Source organism: Swaminathania salitolerans (genome assembly GCF_007988945.1).
In the GTDB taxonomy this organism is placed as follows: Bacteria; Pseudomonadota; Alphaproteobacteria; order Acetobacterales; family Acetobacteraceae; genus Swaminathania; species Swaminathania salitolerans.
The window spans coordinates 416,146-434,568 of sequence record NZ_BJVC01000001.1; the positions used below are offsets into that span (position 1 = coordinate 416,146).

16 protein-coding genes are annotated in these 18,423 nt (G+C 63.3%); 7 read left to right on the forward strand and 9 right to left on the reverse strand.

Translation table 11 applies throughout. The features are described 5' to 3' along the window. The first annotated feature begins 4 nt into the window (after positions 1–4). Positions 5–466, forward strand: a complete 462-nt coding sequence (locus SSA02_RS01655; protein WP_147092182.1) for a GAF domain-containing protein — start codon at positions 5–7, stop codon at positions 464–466. A gap of 30 nt (positions 467–496) precedes the next feature. Here SSA02_RS01655 and SSA02_RS01660 read toward each other — a convergent pair whose 3' ends face one another. From SSA02_RS01660 to SSA02_RS01670, 3 genes are all read right to left on the reverse strand, one after another. Next, positions 497–1,522 carry a purine nucleoside permease gene (locus tag SSA02_RS01660; protein ID WP_246103602.1) on the reverse strand — a complete coding sequence of 342 codons (1,026 nt, stop codon included), beginning with the start codon at positions 1,520–1,522 and terminating at the stop codon, positions 497–499. A gap of 119 nt (positions 1,523–1,641) precedes the next feature. Beyond that, on the reverse strand, positions 1,642–3,153 hold the full coding sequence (locus SSA02_RS01665; RefSeq protein ID WP_147092630.1) for an adenosine deaminase family protein: 1,512 nt from the start codon (positions 3,151–3,153) through the stop codon (positions 1,642–1,644). 258 nt (positions 3,154–3,411) lie between these two features. Continuing rightward, positions 3,412–3,690, reverse strand: coding sequence for an HU family DNA-binding protein (locus SSA02_RS01670; protein ID WP_147092184.1), 279 nt, complete (start codon positions 3,688–3,690; stop codon positions 3,412–3,414). Between the two features lie 186 nt (positions 3,691–3,876). On the opposite strand from SSA02_RS01670, the gene xdhA reads away from it, so the two are divergent. The 4 genes from xdhA to SSA02_RS01690 all read left to right on the forward strand — a co-directional run bounded on the left by xdhA (position 3,877) and on the right by SSA02_RS01690 (position 9,591). Beyond that, complete coding sequence (gene xdhA / locus SSA02_RS01675; protein WP_147092185.1) at positions 3,877–5,457, forward strand: xanthine dehydrogenase small subunit; 1,581 nt, start codon at positions 3,877–3,879, stop codon at positions 5,455–5,457. Beyond that, positions 5,450–7,765 carry a xanthine dehydrogenase molybdopterin binding subunit gene (gene xdhB, locus SSA02_RS01680; RefSeq protein ID WP_147092186.1) on the forward strand — a complete coding sequence of 772 codons (2,316 nt, stop codon included), beginning with the start codon at positions 5,450–5,452 and terminating at the stop codon, positions 7,763–7,765. The genes xdhA and xdhB overlap by 8 nt, the downstream gene beginning before the upstream one ends. 14 nt (positions 7,766–7,779) lie before the next feature. Continuing rightward, on the forward strand, positions 7,780–8,631 hold the full coding sequence (xdhC, locus tag SSA02_RS01685; protein WP_264884063.1) for a xanthine dehydrogenase accessory protein XdhC: 852 nt from the start codon (positions 7,780–7,782) through the stop codon (positions 8,629–8,631). Positions 8,632–8,802: 171 nt separating this feature from the next. Next, entirely contained in the window at positions 8,803–9,591 is a 789-nt protein-coding gene (locus SSA02_RS01690; RefSeq protein ID WP_246103550.1) for an HAD family hydrolase, read from the forward strand. 102 nt (positions 9,592–9,693) lie between these two features. Here SSA02_RS01690 and SSA02_RS01695 read toward each other — a convergent pair whose 3' ends face one another. From SSA02_RS01695 to SSA02_RS01720, 6 genes are all read right to left on the reverse strand, one after another. Next, a complete protein-coding gene (locus SSA02_RS01695; RefSeq protein WP_222591046.1) occupies positions 9,694–11,064 on the reverse strand; it encodes a hypothetical protein in 1,371 nt (456 codons plus the stop codon). A 212-nt stretch (positions 11,065–11,276) separates the two neighbouring features. After that, positions 11,277–11,465 (reverse strand): hypothetical protein, encoded by a 189-nt coding sequence (locus tag SSA02_RS01700; RefSeq protein WP_147092188.1) that lies wholly within the window; start codon positions 11,463–11,465, stop codon positions 11,277–11,279. A gap of 6 nt (positions 11,466–11,471) precedes the next feature. Beyond that, complete coding sequence (gene feoB, locus SSA02_RS01705) at positions 11,472–13,334, reverse strand: ferrous iron transporter B (RefSeq protein ID WP_147092189.1); 1,863 nt, start codon at positions 13,332–13,334, stop codon at positions 11,472–11,474. Positions 13,335–13,340: 6 nt separating this feature from the next. Further along, positions 13,341–13,580, reverse strand: coding sequence for a FeoA family protein (locus tag SSA02_RS01710; RefSeq protein ID WP_147092190.1), 240 nt, complete (start codon positions 13,578–13,580; stop codon positions 13,341–13,343). A gap of 168 nt (positions 13,581–13,748) precedes the next feature. After that, on the reverse strand, positions 13,749–14,264 hold the full coding sequence (locus SSA02_RS01715; protein ID WP_147092191.1) for a 2'-5' RNA ligase family protein: 516 nt from the start codon (positions 14,262–14,264) through the stop codon (positions 13,749–13,751). A 99-nt stretch (positions 14,265–14,363) separates the two neighbouring features. After that, positions 14,364–14,717, reverse strand: a complete 354-nt coding sequence (locus SSA02_RS01720; RefSeq protein ID WP_246103551.1) for a hypothetical protein — start codon at positions 14,715–14,717, stop codon at positions 14,364–14,366. Positions 14,718–14,953: 236 nt separating this feature from the next. Here SSA02_RS01720 and SSA02_RS01725 point away from each other — a divergent pair, with 236 nt between their 5' ends. Both SSA02_RS01725 and ade read left to right on the forward strand, forming a co-directional pair. Then, complete coding sequence (locus tag SSA02_RS01725) at positions 14,954–16,528, forward strand: NAD(P)/FAD-dependent oxidoreductase (protein ID WP_186807630.1); 1,575 nt, start codon at positions 14,954–14,956, stop codon at positions 16,526–16,528. Between the two features lie 155 nt (positions 16,529–16,683). Beyond that, positions 16,684–18,408, forward strand: a complete 1,725-nt coding sequence (ade, locus tag SSA02_RS01730) for an adenine deaminase (protein ID WP_371859159.1) — start codon at positions 16,684–16,686, stop codon at positions 18,406–18,408. The last annotated feature ends 15 nt before the right edge of the window (positions 18,409–18,423 follow it).

Sequence of the window (18,423 nt, forward strand, 5' to 3'; positions counted from 1 at the left end):
CCGAATGAGTGCCTCCGAGCAGAAACTGACCGAATCCGATATCCTCTCCGCCGTGGAAGGGCTGGTATCCTCGGAGCGGGACCCGATCGCAAACATGGCCAATTGTGCGGCCGTGCTGTTCGAGGCGCTCGAGCGGATCAACTGGGCAGGGTTCTACCTCCTGCGCGAAGGCGAGCTCGTTCTCGGGCCGTTTCAGGGGCGGGTCGCATGCACGCGCATTCCCCTGGGGCGCGGGGTCTGCGGTACGGCGGCGGCAGAACGCAGGACGATACGGGTGGACGACGTTCATGCCTTTCCGGGTCATATCGCCTGCGATTCCGCCTCGGCTTCGGAAATCGTCCTGCCCCTCATGCGTGACGGTGCGCTGATCGGCGTTCTCGATATCGACAGCCCCGTGCCCGCACGTTTCGGCGCGGCGGAGGAAGCGCTGCTCGAAGCGGTCGCCGCGCTCCTCATGCGCGGCTGAGCCGATTGGGCGACCCGCCGGAGCGCGGGTTCAGTTCGCGCCGGGGATCGTCTTTTCGTAACGGGGCCAGTGCGTGGCGAGGGCCCTGACGACCACGCTCCCGACCTGATAGGCGGCATTGACCGAGGGAATGAAGGCCGAATAGCCCTTTTCGCTGGACTCCGCGGCCAGGAAACCGGCTGCGGTCTCGCCGGGCGCCTGCATGTCGAAATTGCTCGTGCTGCGAAGCACGACCGCGCGCTCCGGATCGACCCGGCCAGCCTTTGCCTGAAGGGCGAGGGCCTGGCAGAAGGCGATATCCTCCTCGGCAGTCGTGGCCAGGACTCCCTTGTTGTCGGTCCAGTAGCGCACCCAGCGTTCGGCCCAGCGATTCATCCGCTTGCCCACCCAGAATGTCTCTCCCGAAATCGTGTCGCCGATCCCGACCGAAGGCGGCTTCAGCGCGGCCGGATAGCCGCGATAGCGGGCGCGGATGGTCTTCATGCCCTCGCTGTCGGGCAGGGTGAGGCCGCGCGTCAGCTCATAGGCCCAGCGCGTCAGGCCCGGGTTGAGGGTATAGACCATGTCGCCCGACAGGGAATGCAGAGGCGGTCGGGGCGTTTCGTCGGGACGGCTCCCCTGGACGGGGGTAAAACCGTCAGGCCAGTTTGCCGGGATCTCGCGCGGGTCGATCAGATGGGCCAGACCCCCGTTGATCACTCTCGGCGCCCATACGGCGCTGCCGATGGTCCCGAAGCCGGGATCCACGCCCGCAATTCCGGCAAGGACGAAATAGCTCTTTCGCAGATCGAAGCGTGGATCGAGAATCAGCGCGGTCATCGCCGAGGCCATATGCTCGGGGCCTTCGCCTGTGGCGATTCCGAGAACCTGCAATTCGGGGTTGTAATACATGACCCCATGATCGGTTCCCGGGGCGGCAATCTGGCGGGAGAGCGGGAATTTCTCGATCCAGTTCTGGAATTCGCCGGGTGTATCTCCCGTATCCTTGCCGATCTCGAAGGTGGTGACGACAACGACGCGCACGGGCAGATGCGCGGATGCCGTTTCCGCAGACAGGGCGGAAGGCGCGGCTGCGGGTGCATCTGCGGGTGCGGCCCGGGCCGGGGAGGGCGAGAGGAGGCCCGCAAGAGAGAGGGCGGAGAGGGAGAGAAGGATTTTTTTCACGGTTCGGGCCTTCACTGGAAAAGGGGCTCGTGACTGACCATGGCTTCGAAAGCGGCAAGATTTCTCTCGAGCTGGAACTGGAGACGGGCCTTTTCGCTTTTTCGCAAAAAGTTTGCACAGGCGAAACTCTGTGGGGCGCGACATAATGTGATCACGTGATCTCCGTCCCACAGGCTGGTGCCCGGAATGAAGGCATAGGTCAGGCTGTTGCGCGAGATCGCCTTGAGGTCGGCATAGCCGAGCCGTGCCGTGGCGATCGCCCGGCGATATTCCTGCGTCAGATTGCTGCGCGACACGCCCTGATCGTCCGTCGAGAGCGTGACCGGAACATGCGCGCGCCGATAGACGGAGAGCGGATGGCTCTTGCCGCTGACCCCGAGGATCTGGTCGTTGCTGGTCAGGTTGACCTCGACCGCAATGCGGCGTTGCGCCATCTCGTGCAGGAGGCCGGGCGCGTCGTGTTCCCAGAGTATGTCCACCCCGTGGCCGATGCGGCTGGCTCCCGCAATTTCCACCGCTTGCCGGATGTGATTGTCCAGACCGTTGGCGGGCACCAGTGACGGCGTCAGCTCCCCCGCATGAAGGCTGAGCTTCACGTCCGGGTGACGGGCATTCTGGGCTGCGAAGATCTGCATATGCTGTGCGTAATCCTTCATCGCCACCGGATTGTCTTCCGGTGCGACGAAGTTCACGCCGACAAATCGCGGGTCCTCATGCACCAGCTGATAAGCGGTATCGAGCTGCGCGAAGACCTGTGCGGGGGACATCGTCCGAATGGCCTGGAACAGATAACGCACCGTGACGCTGCATCCCGGATGTGCCTGGGGCGTATCGCAGTGAAGGATGTCCTGTGCGTCATGCTCCATCGTATCGGTCTCCTGACGGGCGAGGGAGACGAGATGCGCGCGATCCGTATCGAGGGCGCGATGGGCGGCATCGTAATCCGTGCCCGGAAGGGGATGCGCTTCGCCTGCCCTGGCCATGGCACCGAGCGCGGGCGAGATCATGAGCTCGAGATAGACGATATGATCGGCCGCAGCCTGATCGCGTGCCTGGGCGAGCATCTCGCCCTGATGGGTGGCCAGAACCGGTGCGAAGCGCCCGAATGTCGAGAAAAAGTGATCGTGACCGGAACGGTCCAGCGGTGTCGGCACGAAGTCGTGCATGGACAGGGAATCGATCATGACCTGTCTCGCCTCGTCATGCGCGGCCAGTTGCGTCGCAGGAAGATCGCCGGGCGTCGCCACGCGGCACTTGCCGGGCAGGATGCGCCCCTGGGGAAGGGAGACGCACAGACCGTCTTCTCCAGCCCAGCGCAGATAGTCTTCGGCCGGGATCGCACCGGCCAGATGGTTGTGAAGATCCCCGCCCTTGGGAAAGGCGCGCAGGAAGAGCGTCAGACGGGCGGGATCGTTGCGCAGACGGTCGAAGACATGCGCGGTCGTCTGACTGTCGGGCGTTTCCGCCCGGGCGGGAACGATAGACAGGGCGAAACCCGTCAGGATAAGGATACGGAAAAACATGGTCCGGAACGTGACGAAGCCACAGGCATTTGGCAAGCGTTCCGTTATGGAAACAAGATGACCGGTCCTGCGGTGCAAGCGGCCCATCGAGGCGGGCTGGTCGGACGATCAGGTGCTGTCATGCTGTCATGAATGAAGGCCGTGCGATGCATCGCGGCCTGGGTCTGTCGTCTCTTCAGGGAAAACGAGCAGACCCGGGAGAGACGCCGTCCCGATGGCCCGGATCGTCACCGGGCGGGAGGGCGTCCGTCCAGCGGCTTACTTGCCTGCGAGCGCGTCCTTGACGTTCTTCGCGGCCGAGTAGCTCAGCTTCTTGGAAGCGGCGATCTCGATCGTTTCACCGGTCTTCGGGTTGCGGCCCTGACGCGCCGCGGTCGAACGGACCTGGAACTTGCCGAAGCCCGGGATGGAAACCTCGTCGCCCTTGGTGGCGGCTTCGATGATGCTCGCCCACACGGTGTCGAGGGCGGTTTTGGCGTCGGCCTTGGTGCCGCCGGTTGCGGCAGCGATGCGGTCGATCAGATCAGTGGATTTCATTGTGATCCTCTTGCGTTGGGAATGGCCGTGGAGCCATAGGCGCAGTTCGAAGGGAGAACAAGGCTGGAAATGCAATATTCCCGATTGTTCTCAGCCGACGAATCCCACAATCATACAAGAGTTTTGCGAATTGGCGAAGGGGCAGACCCCGCTCATTCTGCCAGTCCTGATTTTCGGGGGGTCTTCATGCGTCACGCGATCCGGTTCTATCTCGGGGATACGCTTCATACGGTCGCGGGCGAAGCGTGCTCGATGACCCTGCTCGACTGGCTGCGGCATCAGGGTCGCACCGGAACCAAGGAGGGATGCAACGAGGGCGATTGCGGTGCGTGTACCGTAATCGTCATCCGGCTTCGGCGCGGGCGTCTGGCTGTGCGGGCGGTCAATGCCTGTATCCAGCTGGTCGCCATGCTCGACGGGGCCTGTGTGATGACCGTCGAGGATGTCGGCGGGCCCGACGCGCTCCATCCTGTCCAGAAGGCGATGGTCGCCGCCAGCGGCTCGCAATGCGGGTTCTGCACGCCCGGTTTCGTGATGTCCATGATCGCCTATCGCTGCATGGACGGAGCCCCGGATGACGATGCGTCGATCGACGCCGCACTCGCGGGCAATCTGTGCCGCTGCACGGGTTATGCCCCGATCGTCCGTGCGATGAAGCAGGCGCTCTCCATACCCGGTGCCCCCGGAGGGGTTTCCGGTGGCGCCCCCGGTAACGCCCCCGGTAGCACCCCCGGTAGCACTGCCGGCGACGAAGACGGGGCGGGGGCAGCCTTCGAGGCGCGTATCGCCGCCTTGCAGCCGCGTCTTCTCGCACTCGCTGCCTCTGACGATGTCGAGATCGATACGGGAACCTCCAGTCTCTTCATACCGGCTCATGCGGAGTCGCTCGCCGCGCGGCTCGTCGCTCATCCCGGGACCGTGATGGTTGCCGGGGCGACGGATGTGGGTCTGTGGATCACCAAGGGGATGCGCGCGCTGCCCCGTCTCGCCTTCATCGCACAATGCCCCGATCTCCTGCGTCTGGAGGAGACCCGATCCGGGCTTCATGTCGGGGCGGCGGTGACGTATGAGGAGGTCGCGGCTCCATTCGGACGCATGCTCCCGTCTTTCGGCGCCCTGATCGCCCGGATCGGTTCGACGCCTATCCGCAACAGTGCCACTCTATGCGGCAACATTGCCAATGGCTCGCCCATTGGAGACGGGCCGCCCGCCCTGATCGCAGCGGATGCGGTGCTCCATCTGCGCCATGGCGACGCGCGGCGCGATCTCCCGCTGGACGCCTATTTTCTTGCCTACGGAAAGCAGGATCTCGCGGCTGGGGAATTCGTCGAAGGGGTCACCATTCCGCGTCCCGCTCCGGATACGTTCTATCGCGTCTACAAGGTCTCCAAGCGTTTCGATCAGGATATTTCCGCCGTTTGCGGGGCCTTCGCGCTTCGTCGCGACGCGGAGGGACGTATCGTGCATATCCGGATCGCGTTCGGCGGCATGGCGGCGACACCGTGCCGGGCGCGCGAGACCGAGGCGTTTCTGCTGGGCCGGGTCTGGAACGAGGAGACGCTTGCGAAATCCCGTGACATCCTGACGCGGGATTTCACACCGCTCAGCGACATGCGGGCGAGCGCGTGGTATCGCATGCGTGTCGCGGGCAATCTGCTCATACGCTTCTTCGAGGAGAGCCGGGAGGCGGCGGACGATCCGGACAATCCAAATGTCCCGGGGGCTCCGAACGTGCTGGAGAAGTCACGGGGGCTGAGCCATGTCTGAGGCGCCCACGCATGAGCGCGGCAGGACCGTGAAGCATGAGAGCGCCACGCTCCATGTCACGGGGCGCGCCTCTTATATCGACGATCTCCCCGAGCCGAAATCCCTCCTCCATCTCGCCCCGGGGTTGAGCGCGCGCGCCCATGCCCGAGTGGTCTCCCTCGATTTTTCCGAAGTGCTGGCCGTGCCGGGCGTCGTAAGGGTTCTGACCTGCGCGGACATCGTCGGACAGAACCAGGTCAGCCCGGTTCATGCGGAAGACGAGCCGCTTCTGGCGGATGGCGTCGTGCATCATGTCGGCCAGATCGTGTTCGTCGTCGTCGCGACCGAGCGCGGCATAGCGCGCCGTGCCGCCCGCAAGGCCCGGATCACCTATGAGGATCTCCCTGCCGTGCTCGATATCGCCACGGCGCAATCGGGGGAGGAGGATCTGGTCTGGCGCCCCCTGACCATGGAGCGCGGACAGGCGGAAGCGGCTCTGGAGGCATCGCCCCGTCGTCTTGGCGGATCGCTGACGCTCGGCGGTCAGGAGCATTTCTATCTCGAGGGACAGGTGGCTCTGGCCCAGCCCGGCGAGGCCGGGGAGATGCGGGTGTGGTCGTCGACCCAGCATCCGTCCGAGACGCAGCATCTGGTCGCGTCGGTTCTGGGACGACCGCATCATCTCGTGACGACCGAGGTCAGGCGTATGGGGGGCGGGTTCGGCGGAAAGGAAACGCAGGCCAATAGCTGTGCCTGTCTGGCCGCCCTTGCCGCAGAGCTGACCGGGCAAGCCGTCAAGATGCGTCTCGATCGTGACGACGACATGATGACGACCGGAAAGCGACATGATTTCAGCATTGCCTATGAGGTCGGTTTCACGCCCCGGGGCGATATCCTTGCCGTGGACATGACCCTGTCGGCGCGTTGCGGATGGTCCGCGGATCTGTCGGGACCGGTGACCGACCGCGCCCTGTTCCATGCCGATAACGCCTATTACTATCCCGATGTCCGCCTGCACTCCCGGGCCTTCAGAACGAACACGCAATCCAATACCGCCTTTCGCGGCTTCGGTGGCCCGCAGGGGATCGTGGCCGCAGAAAGGCTGATCGAGGAGATCGCCTTCGCTACCGGGCAGGATCCGCTCGATATCCGGCTGCGCAATCTGTACGGCACGGGGCATCGCGACGTGACGCCCTATCACATGACGGTAGAGGATTCGATCAGCGATCTCGTTCTCACCCGGCTGGCCGAACAGTGCGATTATCGCAAGCGCAGGGCTGCCCTGCGTGCCTTCAACGCACAAAGCCGGATCCTGCGGAAAGGGATCGCGATCACACCCGTCAAGTTCGGAATCTCGTTCACGGCGACCCATTACAATCAGGCCGGGGCGCTGGTTCATGTCTATACCGACGGGTCGGTGCAGGTGAATCATGGCGGCACCGAGATGGGGCAGGGGCTCCATACGAAAATGGTCCAGATCGTGATGCGGGAATTCGCGCTCCCGGCGGAGATGGTCCGTATCACGGCCACGACGACGGGCAAGGTGCCGAATACCTCCGCGACCGCGGCCTCCTCGGGGGCGGATCTCAACGGTATGGCCGTGCTGGATGCCGTGACCCGGATCAAGTCCCGCATGATCGATTATGCCGCCGCGAAATGGCAGGTCTCGCCGCAGGATATCCGGTTCACGACCGATGGCGTGCGGATCGGTCACGAGATCGTCCCTTTCCGTCAGCTCGCCTGGGAGGTCTATTTCGCGCGGATCTCGCTTTCGGCGAACGGATTCTATCGCACACCCAGGATCTCGTGGAACCCGGCGACCGGGCGCGGGCGTCCCTTCTATTATTTCGCTTACGGCGCTGCGTGCGCCGAAGTCACGATCGATCGCCTGACCGGCGAGAACACGATCGACCGGGTCGATATTCTTCACGATGCGGGAGAGTCGCTGAATCCGGAGATCGATATCGGACAGATCGAAGGGGGGTTCGTTCAGGGGGCGGGCTGGCTCACGACCGAGGAGCTCGTCTGGGATAAGGAAGGCGTGCTGAAAACCCATGCGCCGAGCACCTACAAGATCCCCGCCTGCTCCGACCGGCCGCGGATCTTCAATGTCTCCCTGCTCGAAAATGCGCCCAACCGGGAGGAGACGATCTATCGCTCCAAGGCCGTGGGCGAGCCGCCTTTCGTGCATGGCGTCGCGGTGCTCCATGCCTTGTCGGATGCGATCGCGAGCGTGGACGATTACCGGCGCTGTCCGCGTCTCGATGCGCCTGCGACCCCCGAAGCCATTCTGCGCTGCCTCGCACGGCTCGAGGGAGAGCCGCTCTGATCGATCTCGCTCTGATCGGAGTCTGGCGGCGTGAGCATGTGCCGGTCATGCGTGTCACCGTCCTTTCGGTGCAGGGATCGACCCCCCGGGAGGCGGGGGCATTCATGCTCGTCTCCCCAACCGGGCAGACCGGCACCATTGGCGGCGGCGATGTGGAATGGACATGCCTCTCTCTCGCGCGCGCGGCGCTCGCCAGCGGCACCGACGGGGAGGGGGCATGTCCCGGGGAGATGCGCTTCGTTCTCGGCCCGGAGACCGGCCAGTGCTGCGGAGGGGCGATGGTGGTACGCTTCTCGTTCGTCGGCGATCTCGCCGAGGAGGAAGAGGCAGAGCGATCGGCGCGCGGCGCCTGGCCCCGTCTTGCCGTGTTCGGGGCGGGACATGTGGGGCGCGCCTTGATGCGGTGTGCCTCGTTCCTCCCGCTTTCGCTGCGCTGGATCGATCCGAGGGAGGAGGAGTTCGGGCCGGTACCCCAGGGTGTCGAGACCCGGGTGAGCGATGCATGGGAAGAGGAGCTTGCGGCGCTGCGTGCCGGCGATGGCGTGCTTGTCATGACGCCCAGCCATCGTCTGGATGCCCTGATCGCCGCGGCCGCACTCGAGCGGGGCGATCTGGCCTATGTCGGGCTGATCGGTTCACGCACCAAACGTCGGCGATTCGAGGCGGCCTTCCTGCGCACAGGTCTGTCGCAGGCGCAGATCGCCCCCCTTGTCTGCCCGGTGGGCGATCGTGGCGTTCGGGACAAGCGTCCCGAGATCATCGCAGCTCTGATCGCAGCCGAGCTTGCCGTGACACTCGTCGCACGGGACGGATACCGGGCCCCGCTCCGGACGCGGAGGACCGAAACCGGCGACACGAACCCCTGAGAGAGCCCTGTCGCCGGAACCCCCATCCGGAACCGGGCGCGCGCGGCTGCGTCAGACGAACGGGTCCGACAGGATCCGTGCGGGCTGGAGACGCCCTGCGCATTTATCGAGAGCGGGCGTATGTGCGCCGAGCCGATTTCCGGCGGCCAGAGGTCCGGAGAGGAGTGCAGGATGTCAGCGAAGACGACAGGGGCGTGTCGGCCCGCCCTGAGTACCGCCCAGAGTGCCGATCGGGGTGCCGTCCGGACGACCACGGACACGGACCACCTTGCCGGAGCGGGCGATCCCGCAGGCAGTCTCGGCCCGGTCAGAGGGGTCCTGTTCGATATGGACGGGCTGCTGCTCGACAGCGAGACACTCTCGCTCGATGCCTTCGCCCTTGCGGTCCGGGATTTCGGCCATGACATCCCCGCCAGCATCGCCCGACGCATGATCGGACTGCCGGGCGATGCCTGTATCGCGCTCGTTCTCGAAACCTGCGGTCGATCCTTTCCCGTGGAGGCGCTGTTTGCCGCCCAGGCCCGTCATATGAGCGATCTGGTCGAGGCCGGACGGCTCGTCCTCAAGAACGGGGTGCTTCCCCTGCTCGATGCGCTGGATGCGCGAAAGACGAAGCGCGCCATAGCGACGTCATCGGGTCGGGCGCGCACGCTCGCCCATCTCGATCATGTCGGGATCCGGGCGCGCTTCGATGCGATCGTCACGCGAGATGACGTGACGCGCGGCAAGCCCGATCCCGAGCCCTATCTCAGGGCGGCCGACGCGATCGGTGTGCCGCCCGCCGAATGTCTGGCGCTCGAGGATTCCCATAACGGGGCAAGGGCAGCCCATGCCGCCGGAATCAGGGTCATCGTGGTGCCCGATCTCATGGAGCCGGATGAGGAGATCAGGGCGAAGGCCCATGCGATCATGCATGATCTGCACGAGGTGCGTGAGTTTCTGGATCGTTCGCCCGGCTGAGACGGGTTTGCGGGCATGATGCCCGCAGGCGATTTCCGGTTGTCTTCCGGGGTGCTTTCCGTACTTGTTCCCCGGGGCCGCTTTGCCGCGGTCGCGCCGCAGTCAGAGATAATAGCCGAAAATGATGAGAAACGAGGATTTGTACCGGTTGTCGCCCCCGAATCCGGCGCCGTTCGTGAACTGTCCGGCGCCGATATAGGGATCGTTGCGACCGAGATAATATTCCGACCAGACGCGGAAGCGATTGGTGGCCTTGTCGGACCAGAAGGCACCGACGCTCAGACGGTCGGTATCGGGGGCGTTATGGCCGATATCCTTCCAGACCCGGGCATAATTGACGAACATGTCGAGTTTCACCGGGAGCTTGCCCGTATCGATCGTGCGCGCGATTTCCGCGAAACCGATCGTTCCGCGCGCGGCGATGTTATAGGGGGAGTCGTAATCTCCCACGGTCACCACTTCGTTCGTCCCCGGATTCTTGAGATCCATATCCTGGCGCGCGCCCATCAGCTTGAAGCGCCAGGGCCCGCTCTTTCGCTTGAGACTGAGCGAAAAGGCCCGACGCTGGCCGTTGCGTCGGGTCGTGTAGTTGTGCACCGTCGAAACCCAGGCCGAGCCGGTGAGGACGAGCCCGTCAGCATCGTCGGGCAAAAGATGATAGCGGACGCGCGCAACGCCGATATATCGCTCGTCATTGCTTGAACCGTATTGCAGCGCGGTCCCCCCTCTGACGAAGTTCACGGAATAGCGGGCGCTGTCGGCGCTCCTGCCGATCGCATTGGGAATGGTGGTCGGGAAGAACCCGGCATCGAACGACCAGCGTTTATGCACATGGCTGAAGACCGCCCCGACATCGTAGACTTCCTCGAGGCCGTAGACGAAACCGACACTGTTGAGAAAGGACGATCCCCACCAGCGATCGTCGAAGGGGACGGGCGCGAGGCCGAGGGTGATCTTGGTCGATTTGTCGATCTTGGCGCCGACATAGCCGTACATCGGAAAGCTGATCTCTCCCGGATAGCCTTTGTATCCGGAGCTCGAGCCGTAAATGAAACTGCCGCCATAGAAACGATATTGCAGCGATCCGAACAGGAAGGAGGAATCGTAATCCGCTGTCAGGATGATCGTGTCGTAGGAGAGATGACTCGAGGTTCGGCCCTGTCCGTTTTTGCCGACATCGTTGAAACGCAGATCGTAGCGTCCGCGAACGGCGATTCCGAGATCGAGCTTGCCATCTCCCTTGCCGTGCGATGCAGGAGGAGCCACAGGCGCCTGTGTCTTCTTTCTCTGCACCGTTGGTTTGACGTCGACGGACTGGCTGGTCGCGCTGACCTTGCTGTCCTGGGCGGCGGGTCGCGCCTGCATGGTCCCGACCGCGTCCCGCTGGGCTCGCTGTGAGGCTTCCTGAGGAGCCTCCTGAAAGGAAGGCTGGATGAGATTGGCGAGGGCGAACATCTGGAGCGCTGTCGTCATGACAGGTTACCTGCCCTTAATTCATGGGTAAGTCTATATCGGGCAGGGGGAAACACGGCGCACACACAGTATTTGATCGTCAGAAAGCGTCAGCGGCTCCGTTTTTCATCAGGAATCCGGAAGGGTTGCAAGGCATTTCACTGCATTGCGGGGCGGGCACGACATCGCAATTCGTCGCAGGTCGTGCCGGTTGTGCCGCCTCGAGACGCGCTCTAGTGGCAGCCGCCGCCCTTGCAGCCGCGACAATTGTCACAGCCCTTGCGGATTTCTCCGGGCCCGGAGACGCGACTGCCCAGCCCGATCCGCGATCTGAACCCGGCCGCACCGGCCGGAAAGAGCCTGCCGAGCCAGAACAGCATGGCGGCAAGGACGATAAAGGCGACGATCAGTGTCTCGGTCATGGCTGGTTATCCGGTCAGAGCAAGAGTCGCATGATAGGTAAGAAACGCCGCCGCGTACGCAAGTCCGAAAAGATAGGCTGCGGCACCGATCACGACTTTCAAGGAGCGTGTCTCGCGGCGCATGACCGCCAGTGTCGAGATGCATTGCGGCGCATAGACATACCAGGCCAGAAGGGCGAAGGCGGTGGCCATGCTCCAATGGGCGCTCAGAAGCGGTGTCAGCTGCGTTGCGGCGCTGTCTTCCGTGGCCCCGAGGGCATAGACGGTGGCCAGTGCGCTGACAGCAACCTCGCGGGCGGCGAGCCCGGGGATCAGCGAGACGCAGATCTGCCAGTTGAAGCCGACCGGCGCGAAAACAGGCAGCATCCAGTGACCGATCATCCCGGCGAGGGAATAGTCGATGGCCGATCCCGTCGCCCCGGCGGGCGGGGCGGGGAAACTCGACAGGGCCCAGAGAAGCACGTTGAGAGAGACGATGATGGTTCCCACACGGGAGAGGAACATGACCGCACGCTGCCACAGGCCGAGGGCCAGGCTGCGGAGATTGGGCCTGCGATAGGGAGGGAGTTCGAGCAGGAGCGGATGTTCGTCCGACGTGACCCCCCGTGTCATGAGCCGGGCCGCCACGATGCCGCTGACGATGGCCACGAAATACAGGGCGAACAGGACGAGGCCCTGCAAGCCGAATATGCCGCCCACCGTCCGGTGCGGAACGAAGGCTGCGATCAGCAGCGTATAGACCGGCAACCGCGCCGAACAGGTCATCAGCGGCGCGATCAGGATGGTGACGAGGCGGTCTCTGGGGTTCTGGATCGTGCGTGCCGCCATGATTCCGGGAATGGCGCAGGCAAAGCTCGAGAGCAGCGGTATGAAGGATCGTCCGCTGAGACCGGCGAGCGCCATGATCCGATCGAGCAGGAAGGCGGCGCGCGGCAGATAGCCGCTCTCTTCCAGAGCGAGAATCCACAGGAAGAGGATAAGGATCTGGGGGAGAAAAACGATGACGGTACCGGCCCCGGCAATGACGCCGTCGGCAAGAAGGCTGCGCAGCAGACCTTGCGGCAGGGGAGACAGCAGGATCTCGCCCAGGGCGGTGATGCCCGCCTCGAGCGCATCCATGACCGGCTGCGCCCAGGCGAACACTGTCTGGAACATGAAGAACAGGACGACGAGAAGAATGACCGGCCCCCAGACCGGATGCAGGAACCAGCGATCGAGCCGGTCCGCGAGACGATCTCCCCGGAGAGACAGGGCATTCGTGTAGCGACCGATCAGCGCCGCGACTTCCGCATGCAGGTCGGCGCCTTCGGGAATCGGTGCGGGTGGCGGCGGATCGGGCCGGTCGAGCGCCTCGAGCAGATGGGTGACGCCACTGCGGCGCAGGCTGATCGCAGGAACGACCGGCAGACCGAGGGCAGAGGCGAGACCGGGCACATCGATGGTGAGCCCTATCCTTTCCGCCTCGTCCATCATGTTCAGAACCACCATGATCGGCCGACCGATCTGACACAGCTCGAGCAGGAAGCGCAGATGCAGGGCGAGATTGGTGGCGGAGACGACGCAGATGATGAGATCGGGCCGGGGTTCCACCGCATGGCGGCCGGTGCAGACATCGCGCGTGACGTCCTCATCCGGGCTGGTCGCGCTCAGACTATAGGCCCCGGGGAGGTCGAGCAGCCGTATCTTCCGGCCTCCCGGTGTGGTGAGAGCGCCTTCCTTGCGCTCGACCGTCACGCCGGCATAATTCGCGACCTTCTGCCTGCTTCCCGTCAGCTGGTTGAACAGCGAGGTCTTGCCACAATTCGGATTGCCCACGAGGGCGGCCCGCAACGGTTTCGTTGCAGGGTCGGGGGAGACGACCGCATCCATGATGGATCAGAAATCGTGTTTCAGTGCGATCCTCGACGCTTCTCCACGACGAAGGGCGAAGCGGGACGATCCGAGCCTGACGGCAATGGGATCGCGACCGACGGGGCCGGTCGCCACGATTTCGACCGAGGCACCGGGTATGAAGCCGAGCTCACCCAGACGGGTGGCTATGGGGTCGTTTTCCATGCGGGCCACGACCTGACTGACCACAGCCTGTGCCCCTTTCGGGAGTGTGTCGAGTGTCATGGATATACCCACCTGTGTCCGTACGCAGCATTCCCTGAGAACGCTTCTCAATCGCCTAGATAGTCCTTCAGCGCTTTTTAGGGAAGAGGGGAACACAGAGGAGCGTTCGGACGCCTTCCGGGCGACCGGCGGCGTGTCGGGGGCCTGGGACGGTCAGGCCAGGGACGGTCAGGCCGGGACGGGAGGGTCGAAAGCGAGACGGGCGAGCGGATGCCAGGGCCCGTTCTCGTATCGCCACAGACGCAGAGCCGCCGCATGGCTCTCTTCCGGACGGGGCGCTGAACGCAATGTCGCGAGAAGGGTTGAGGCGGTCTCGGCGGAGACCTTGTTCTGTACTGTCAGATGCGGTCGCCAGGGCGCGCGATCCTGTGGTTTGAGGCTGGCGGATGGGAACAGGGCCGCAATCCCCGAGCGGATGACAGCGATTTCAGGGCAGGAGAGCCGGAAAGCCACGCCGCCGCCGAGCGAGAACGGGGCCTCGATGCGTACACCGGGGGCCGGGCGGTTCGTAACGATGTGATCGAGCACTTGCGGGGCGCTATCGAAGGGCAGGGCATGAAAGAGCGTGACATGGGCAGGCACGATATTACGCGCCGGGGGAAAATGGGCCGTGCGCAGATCCTGTGCCCATTTCTGCGCTTGCGGCTCGAGTTCGACGGTCAGGACAAGGGGGGCATTGCTCATGGCGCTCGATCCCGGGTGAGCCAGTCTGGGTGAGCCAGTCTGGGTGAGACAGTCTGGATGAGGCGCCACGATGCTCCCTTCCGGGCGCTGCGCCAAGGCTCACGATCCGGAAGAAGGCGGGGGCGGGCGGCTGGCCTCGCGGGCGATCCCGATCGCCGTTTCGATGGCCTGACGTGCCTGGGGGCTGTTTCTCCAGCAGGGTGCTGCAAGAGTCCGGCTTATGAGATCGCACAGTGTCCCGGCGGACCATCCTGCCAGAGCATCGAGACGGGTAATCCCGGCCTCCTCGATCCGCCGGAGCACTGTCGGACCGATCCCCTTCCCTTCGAGGAGCAGGGCGCGCTCGGCTTCGGTAAACCCCGCTCCCGTTTCGTTCCCACCCGGGGGAGGCTTGCGTCGGGGTGAATGCGGTGCGCGCGGCACGGTATGCGAAGGCAGAGGTTTTCCGACCATGGTCATGTCCGTGTAAAGTTTTGTAATAATAGATCCGGATCTCGTAAAAAGAACGAATTTTTGATCCCGGGCGCCGAACAGTCTATAATGAATGTTCTGCAAGGCAGGTATCACGAAATGTGATGGCCTCGTTCCGATCGATTTCGTGCATTCCTCCCCGCTGCCACACGGATCGACGGTGCGGTTCCGGTGCGGATACCGGAATTGCCGCCAGGAAAGAAAAAAGAGCAAGCAACATGTCCACCAGTGAAAGCGCGACGCCGGTCTATGATGTGCTGATCGTCGGCGCGGGTCTTGCCGGCCTGACCCTGTCGCAGCAATTGCTGGACGCAGACCCCGCGCTCAGGATCTGTCTCGTCCATAATCGCCGCTTCCCGAATGCGGAGAAGGTTCACAAGGTCGGTGAATCCACGGTCGAGATCGGGGCCTATTATCTGCGGGAAATCGTCGGATGCGGACATCATCTCGAGGGGGATCATCTGCGCAAGATGGGTCTGCGTTTCATCCGGACATCGCAGACCGGTTATCGGGAAATGGGGCTTCCGACCTATCCCTATCATCGAACGTACCAGATCGATCGCGGGCGTCTCGAGAATCATCTTCATGAAAGGCTCATCGACCGGGTCACCTTGCTGGAGACGATGAAGGCGGTCGATACGGTCCGTGAGGAAGATGCGTATCGCACCTGTGTCAGGGACCAGCGTGGGGCGCTTTCGACCCTGCGATCGCGCTGGATCGTCGATGCTTCGGGACGCGGCCGGATGCTGATGCGCAAATTCGGCCTCCAGACCGATACCGGGATCGATCATTCGGCGGTCTGGTTCCGTCTTGCGGGCAAGGTGGATATCAACGCGTTCATGACCTCGGAGCGCGATGACGATCCGTTCCGTGCGGTTCCGGATCGCTCGGCGAGTACGACGCATTTCGTCGGCAAGGGATATTGGGTCTGGATCATCCGTCTCGACGAGACGGCGACGAGTATCGGGATCGTTTTCGACAATACCCTGCACGATCTTTCTGCGATGAGCAGCCATCCGCTCGCAATGGCATGGCTCGCCCGGCATGAGCCGAGGCTTCACGCCTATCTGGAAGGTGAGGAGTTCGAGCGGCTCGATTTCTCGATGATGCGGAATTACTCCTATCTGGCCTCGTGTTTTCTCTCGACGGATCAGTGGGCCGTGACCGGCGAAGCCGCCGGGTTCGTGGATCCGATGTATTCGAACGGGATCGATCTGATCGGCCTGACCAATACGATGATCACCAATGCGATCACCGGGCGATGCGATCGCGCCGAAATCACGCGCATGAACGATCTCCTGCGCGACGTTTATCATGGCTTCATCGCCACCCATCGCGATTCCCTGCGCCGCTTCGACGAGTGGGACTATCTCTTCGTCAAGTCGAACTGGGACACCACATTCTATTTCCTGTTCATGTGCGTTCTCTTCATGAACGGAAAATTCGCGACCCTCGATTTTCCGCACGGTATCTATGCCCTCATCAAGGAGCTTTATGCGCTCCACGATGAGGTCATGACCTGTCTGCGCGATCCCGAACGTATGGGGCGTTATGACGATCTTCCCGATTTCATCAGTCTCGTCGGGTCGATCCAGGATTACGCCAACAGGACCATCGTCTCGGCGGATCGGTCCGATGCGGCGATCATCGCCAAACTCGAGCACAACGCGGATATTTTGCGGCATCTGGCGGCCTCGATCCTCGAGCGCAAGGATTTCGATGTGGAATTCCGCGCGGTGTTCGACCGTCTGGATGCGGGCATGGGCGCTGCCCCTGCGGTGCGGGCAGCGTGAGACGCGTCGTGTCGTCGGAAACGCTTGCGGAAAGATCTTCCCGGAATATGTCTGGCGGGAACATGTCTGGCCGGAACATGTCGGGCCGGGGTATGTCGGGTTTGTAAGTGCCCGCACCCCGTCCTATATGGTGGGACGGTTCACAGCGGGAGCAGATGATGCGCCATATACTCACCCAGCGGATCCGGCAGGGCGCGGGCGAAGAAAAAGCGGATCTCGTCATTCGCAATGTGCGGCTGTTCGATTTGGTGACGGGAGAGCTGCTCCCGACCGATATCGCGATCTCGGGCGATCGCGTGGTGGGTCTCTTCGAACATTATGAAGGCAAGGCGGAAATCGACGGTGGCGGGCGTATCGCGGTCCCGGGATTTATAGACACGCATCTTCATGTCGAATCCTCGCTCATCACGCCCTTCGAGTTCGATCGCTGCGTGCTGCCGCATGGTGTCACGACGGCGATATGCGATCCGCACGAGATGGCGAATGTTCTCGGCGGCGGAGCTTTCGACTATTTCCTGAATTGCGCCAATCGCATGATCATGGATCTGCGGATCAATCTCTCGAGCTGCGTTCCGGCTACGCCGATGGAGACATCGGGCGCCACGCTCTCGGCCGAGGATCTCGAGATCTACCGGCTCAATCCCAAGGTGATCGGCCTTGCGGAATTCATGAATTTCCCGGGCGTGATTGCCTGTCAGCCCGAATGTCTGGACAAGCTCGTTGCCTTTGCCGACGGCCATATAGACGGTCATGCGCCGCTGCTGCGCGGACGAAGGCTCAACGGCTATCTCGCCGCAGGCATACTGACCGATCATGAGGCCACCACTGCGGATGAGGCGCTGGAAAAAATCCGCAAAGGGGTGACGATCCTCATTCGCGAAGGATCTGTCTGCAAGGATCTCGAAGCGCTCGCGCCGCTTCTGACACCGGAGACATCGCAGTTCTTCGCATTCTGCACGGATGACAGAAATCCGCTCGAGATCGCGCATGAAGGTCATATCGACTTCCTGATACGCAAGGCCATCGGCCTCGGCGTCGCCCCCCTCGCAGCCTACAGAGCGGCATCCCTTTCGGCCGCGCGCGCCTTCGGGCTGCGCGATCGCGGTCAGATCGCGCCGGGTCAGCGGGCCGATATCGTGCTTCTCGACGATCTCGATCGATGCGACGTGGCGCAGGTCTTCTCGGCCGGGCGGCTCGTCGATGACAGGCTGTTCGGCAACCGCCATGTCGTGCCGCCTGTCGGCTACGGAAGCGTGCGGCTGGCAAAGGCCGTGAAGCCGGAGGATTTCCGGGTGGCGGGAGCGGGAGGCGAGGTTCCTGTCATCGGTATCGTGCCGGGGCAGATCATCACGGAACATCGTCGTTTCGAGCTGCCGGTCGAAGCAGGCATGATTCTTCCCGATCCGTCGCAGGATATCGCCAAGATATGCGTGGTGGCGCGGCATGGCCGAAACGGCAATATCGGGCGCGGTTTCGTGCAGGGATTCGGTCTGGCAGAAGGCGCGCTGGCATCCTCGGTCGGACATGACAGCCATAATATCTGCGTGGTCGGCATGAGTGACGACGACATGGCGCTCGCGGTCCGGCGGCTGAACGAGACGGGCGGCGGGTTCGTTGCCGTTCGCGGGGGGAAGGTTGTCGCCGAACTCGCCCTTCCGATCGCCGGGCTCATGAGCGATCAACCTTATGAGCGCGTCCGCGACGATCTGATCGCCCTGCGTGAGCAGGTAAGGCAGATGGGTGGAACGCTCGAGGAGCCGTTTCTCCAGCTCGCCTTTCTGCCTTTGCCGGTTATCCCCCATCTCAAGATAACGGATCTGGGGTTGATCGACGTCGACACCATGACCCTGTTATCCTGGGCAGGCAGTGAGACTGCCTGAAGCCCGGTCGCCTGA